The 4,614-nt window shown below is 71.0% G+C and carries 4 protein-coding genes; 1 reads left to right on the plus strand and 3 read right to left on the minus strand.

The genetic code is table 11. The features are described from left to right. Positions 1 to 98: 98 nt before the first annotated feature. Together CEP50_RS19605 and CEP50_RS19610 are read right to left on the minus strand one after the other, a co-directional pair. A complete protein-coding gene (locus CEP50_RS19605; RefSeq protein ID WP_106115391.1) occupies positions 99 to 1,694 on the minus strand; it encodes an ABC transporter permease in 1,596 nt (531 codons plus the stop codon). Next, a complete protein-coding gene (locus CEP50_RS19610) occupies positions 1,691 to 2,614 on the minus strand; it encodes an ABC transporter ATP-binding protein (protein WP_106115392.1) in 924 nt (307 codons plus the stop codon). The genes CEP50_RS19605 and CEP50_RS19610 overlap by 4 nt, the downstream gene beginning before the upstream one ends. A 257-nt stretch (positions 2,615 to 2,871) precedes the next feature. Here CEP50_RS19610 and CEP50_RS19615 point away from each other — a divergent pair, with 257 nt between their 5' ends. Beyond that, on the plus strand, positions 2,872 to 3,402 hold the full coding sequence (locus CEP50_RS19615; RefSeq protein WP_106115393.1) for a GbsR/MarR family transcriptional regulator: 531 nt from the start codon (positions 2,872 to 2,874) through the stop codon (positions 3,400 to 3,402). 49 nt (positions 3,403 to 3,451) lie between these two features. On the opposite strand, the gene CEP50_RS19620 is transcribed toward CEP50_RS19615, so the two are convergent. Further along, entirely contained in the window at positions 3,452 to 4,186 is a 735-nt protein-coding gene (locus tag CEP50_RS19620) for a M23 family metallopeptidase (RefSeq protein ID WP_106115394.1), read from the minus strand. Between the last annotated feature and the right edge of the window lie 428 nt (positions 4,187 to 4,614).

Here is a 4,614-nt window from a genome sequence, read left to right on the forward strand (position 1 = left end):
CCCCCGGAGGTGGGGGCGGCGGCGGTGGTGGAGGCGGAGGGGGCTGCTGAGCCCGCCGCCGAATCCGTCGCGGCCACCACTCCGGCCGCCGGGAGGGATCAGGCCGTGTCGCGCCGCCGGAAGGCGAGGACACCGATCGCGGTCAGCGCCGCCGCCACCGCGGTCAGCGCGAGCAGTGAGGCCGGATGCGGATCCCCGGTGGGCAGCGTGGGGGTGTGGGTGAACGGGGAGAGGTCGGCGACCCGGTCGGGAAGTCGCAGTAGCGGTCCGAACATCCCCACGAACACGCTGCCCGCCAGGACCAGCCATTCGAGCCCGCCCGCCGCGGGCAGCACGCCGAACAGGGCGGTGGCCAGTCCCGCCAGTACCCACACGGCGGGCAGGTGGGCCAGCGCCGCCAGCGCGAGCCGTGCCGCGTCCCAGGGATCGCCACTGGTCATCGCGTGGACCAGTCCCGCGCTGAGACCTCCCGAACCGAGGACGACTCCGCTGCCGCCCAGGGTGACCGCCAGGTTGGACAGCATCCACCCGTCCCGGGACAGGGGGGATCCGCCGAGCAGCGGGTCGAGGCGGCCCGTGGTCTCCTCCGCGCGCAGCGCGGCGACCGACTGCAACGCGAATCCCGTGGAGACCAGCGCCATCAGTCCCAGGTAGGTGGCCAGTACGGTCTCGGCCGATCCGGCCTGCCCCTGCTGTGCCAGCACTCGCCGGGCCAGCTCGTTGTCCGCCGCGAACTCGGCCGCCTGCTCGGCGATCGCTCCGACGAAGGCCCCGAAGAGCACGAAGCCCACCGTCCAGCCCGTGAGCAGGCCGCGTCGCAGACGCAGTGCCAGGGCCAACGGTCCGGACAGCCACGGTGTGGCCGTGGCCCTGCCCGGGCGGCCCCGCACGAGCCCAGCCCCCTCGTCCCGTCGGGAGCGCAGTACGAAGGCGGTCACCACCAGCAGCACCGTCAGCGCGAGCGCCAGGGACAGCGGCCACCATCTTCCGTCCACATAGGGACGAGTGCGTTGGGCCCAGCCGATGGGCGACAGCCAGGACAGCGTCCCGTCCCCGAGGTCACCCGCTCCGCGCAGCGCGTAGGCGGCGGCCAACAGGGCGGCGGCGAGACCGCTCGCCGCCCGCCCGTGCTCCATGAGTTGGGCGGTCACCCCGGCCAGTGCGGCGAACACGACCCCCACCGCGCTCAGTCCGGCCGCGAACAGCAGGGATCCGCCCACGCTCAGTTCCGGCAGCACCACGGGCAGGCCGAGACCGAGCACGAGTCCCAGCACGACGTCGACCGCGACGACCGTGAGCAACGCGGCGGCCAGAGGAGCGTGCCGTCCGACCACGGCGGCCCGCACCAGCTCGGCTCGTCCCTGTTCCTCCTCGTGACGGGTGTGTCGCACCACGAGTAGAACACTCATCAGTGCGAGGAGCGCGGCGGTCATCCCGCCCATCTCGTTGGCCACCATCGCGCCGTAGGTGTAGTCCTCCCGGCCGTATCCGGGGCCGGTCAGGATCACGGTGGCGGGGTTGTCCATCAGGGCCGCGCGTGCCTGACGTTCGGCGGCCGTGTCGTAGGCCGCCGGAAAGGAGGCCACGCTTCCCAGCAGGAACAGCGTTACCCCGGCCATCCACGTCGGGATGCGCACGCGGTCCACGCGCAGGATCAACCGCACGAGGTCCCGTGTTCCGCGCAGTGTGTTCATCGGGCGGCTCCCCGGTGGAATGTGTCGGGAGATTCGTGGTCGTAGTGCCGCAGGAAGAGCTCCTCCAGCGAGGGGGGCTGGCTGGTGAGCCCGCGCACCCCCGCCTCGGTGAGGCGGCGCAGCAGCCCGTCCAGCGCCGGGGTGTCCACCTCGCACCGCAGTTCGGTGCCGTCGAGTTCGAGGTCGTGGACGCCGGGCAGCTCGTCGAGGCCCGTGGGCACGCGGGCGAGTTCGGCGCTGACCGAGACACGGGTGAGGTGACGCAGCTCGGAGAGGCTGCCGGATTCGATCGTGCGGCCCTCCCGGACGATCGTCACGCGGTCGCAGAGGGCCTCGACCTCGGAGAGCACGTGGCTGGACAGCAGCACGGTGCGTCCCTCGCGCTGTTGCCGCCGGACGCACTCGCGGAAGGTCTCCTCCATGAGCGGGTCCAGTCCCGAGGTCGGCTCGTCCAGGACCAGCAACTCGGCCTCGGAGGCCAGGGCGGCGATCAGCCCCACCTTCTGCCGGTTGCCCTTCGAGTAGCTGCGGGCCTTCTTGCGCGGGTCGAGGGCGAAGCTCTCCAGCAGTTCCTCCCTGCGCGCGGGGTCGATCCCGCCGCGCAGCCGTCCGAGCAGGTCGATCACCTCCCCGCCGGAGAGGCCGGGCCAGAGGGTCACGTCGCCGGGGACGTAGGCGACCCGCCGGTGCAGTTCTGTGGCGTCGTGCCAGGGGTGGCCGTCGAGCAGCCGGATCCGTCCTCCGTCGGCCCGCAGCAGTCCGAGCAGGATGCGGATGGTGGTGGTCTTGCCCGCTCCGTTGGGGCCGAGGAAGCCGTGCACCTCCCCGGAGCGCACGGTCAGGTCGAGGCCGTCGAGGGCTCGGGTGGTGCCGAAGTTCTTGGTGAGTCCGGAGACGGCTATGGCGGTGGATCGGGTCACGGCGGTCCTTTCGGTTCGTCGACCGTCCGGGGCCGTTCGGCCGCCGGGCGCCGCTGGTGTCGGTTGCCGTCCCCCTCAGCATACAGTTTTTTCACAAATTTGTGAATAAGATGAATCGCGAGGACGCCCTCCGGGAGCGGGGTGCTGACCCCGTGGTGGCGGCGCTGTTAAGCTGGACTGCGTTCACAGGGTTGTGAAATTTAGAAAATGTGTAAATCACTCGCCGGGGACGCGGTCGAACGGTGCGGGAGGCAGCGATGTCCGAGACAACACCGAGCTCCGCGCCGCGTCCTGACGAGCAGGCCGTCGCCAGGTTCGTGGAGCGCTTCGCGCTGGACCTCACCCAGGGCGGTTTCCCCCGCATGGCCGCCCGGGTGTTCGTGCGAGTGCTGGTCTCCGAGGACGGCGCGTGCACCGCGGCGGAACTGGCGGAGTCCCTGGGGGTCAGCGCGGCCGCCGTGTCCGGTGCCGTGCGCTACCTGATCCGCGTGGGACTGCTGGTGCGGGAACGGGAACCGGGGAGCCGGCGCGACCACTACCGGGTGCGCGACGACATGTGGTACGAGGCCTTCGCCCGCCGGGACGAGCAGCTGGGGGGATGGGAGGAGACCCTGCGGCAGGGAGTGGCCGCACTCGGGGTCGGCACCAGGGCCGGAAGTCGGCTGGACGAGACCCGGCGGTTCTTCGAGTTCCTGCGGGTGGAGCTGCCGAAGCTGATGGACAGGTGGCGGGCCCAGCGGGACGGGCACGGGGCGGCCCCGGAGGCGGACTCCGCCGACAGTCCGTGACGGCTCGTCGTCCGGGAGTTCCCACGGACGACGAGCCCTCGGGGGAGGGTCAGGTGACGCTGACCCCCCGCGCGTTGAGCCACGGCAGCGGGTTGATCTTCTTGCCGCTCGGGTTCCACACCTCGAAGTGCAGGTGGGTTCCGGTGGAGAAGCCGCGGTTGCCCATGGTGGCGATCTGGTCGCCGGCCTCCACCTTCTGCCCTTCGGAGACGGTGATGCTGTGCACGTGGCCGTAGACGGTGATCGTTCCGTCCGGGTGCTGGACACGTACCCACAGTCCGAAGCCGCTGGCCGGTCCCGCCTCGATCACGGTTCCTTCGGCCACCGAGGCGATCTTGGTTCCCTTGCTGTTGGCGATGTCGATGCCGTAGTGGGTGGTGCCCCAGCGCCCGCCGAAGCCGGAGGTGAACACCCCCTGCGCGGGGGCGACGTAGTCGGGCTGGCGGGCCTCGCGGATGGCGGCCTCGCGGGCGCGCTCGACCTGCTGGCTCTTGGCGAGCTGGCGGACCTCGTTCTCGGTGTCGGCGGTCCGCGCCACGGGGAGTATCTCGGGGGAGGGGGCGGCGCCGCCGACGCCGCTCGGCTCGTCGGAACCGTCCGAGGAGGACTTCTCCTCGGCTCCGACGACACTGCCCAGGGATGCGGCCGCCTTCTCACCGGAGGCCAGCGGGGCGTAGTCGTCCTGTTGTGGTTCGGACTGGCCCTGTTCGGCGGCCATCGCCTGGCCCGCGGCGGCGAAGGCACCGGCCGCCACGGCGGCCACCACGATCCTGCCGCGCCACACCGAGGGCGGAGTCGAGTTCCGCGATCGGTCCGGTGTGGACTCTCCTTCCGAGCGATGCTGTTGAACCGGGGTGTTCTGTTGACCGCCGGGGGAGCGGTGTCGAGTCAAGGCTTGACCTTCCGTCTCGGGGAGTCGGACCACAGGGCCGGATGGGGGAGTCCGGGCCGGTCGGGGTAACCGGCTTTTGTCCCTGTTCGTGATCTGACTGTGACAACGGACGCCGGGACATTAACCAAGGAAGCCCGACGGGAGCAAATCCCGATCATGGCCCCGTCTTCCGCGCCGCGGTTCCGGAGCGGGCGGGCCGTTGCGGGGTTTCGCGGTGCACCACCTGATTTCGTCCCATGAGGACGGTTGCTCTCCTGGCGTTTCGTGATCCCCTTTTCTGTCCATTGAGGACTTGATGGTGGCCGGGGTGGGAGCGGGGA

Origin of the sequence: Actinopolyspora mortivallis (assembly GCF_003001495.1) — a bacterium.
GTDB classification, from domain to species: domain Bacteria; phylum Actinomycetota; class Actinomycetes; order Mycobacteriales; family Pseudonocardiaceae; genus Actinopolyspora; species Actinopolyspora mortivallis_A.

Excerpts from the sequence above, each read along its gene's own strand:
- CEP50_RS19605 (WP_106115391.1), bottom strand. The coding sequence starts at position 1,694 with ATGAACACACTGCGCGGAACACGGGACCTCGTGCGGTTGATCCTGCGC.
- CEP50_RS19615 (WP_106115393.1), top strand. The coding sequence starts at position 2,872 with ATGTCCGAGACAACACCGAGCTCCGCGCCGCGTCCTGACGAGCAGGCC.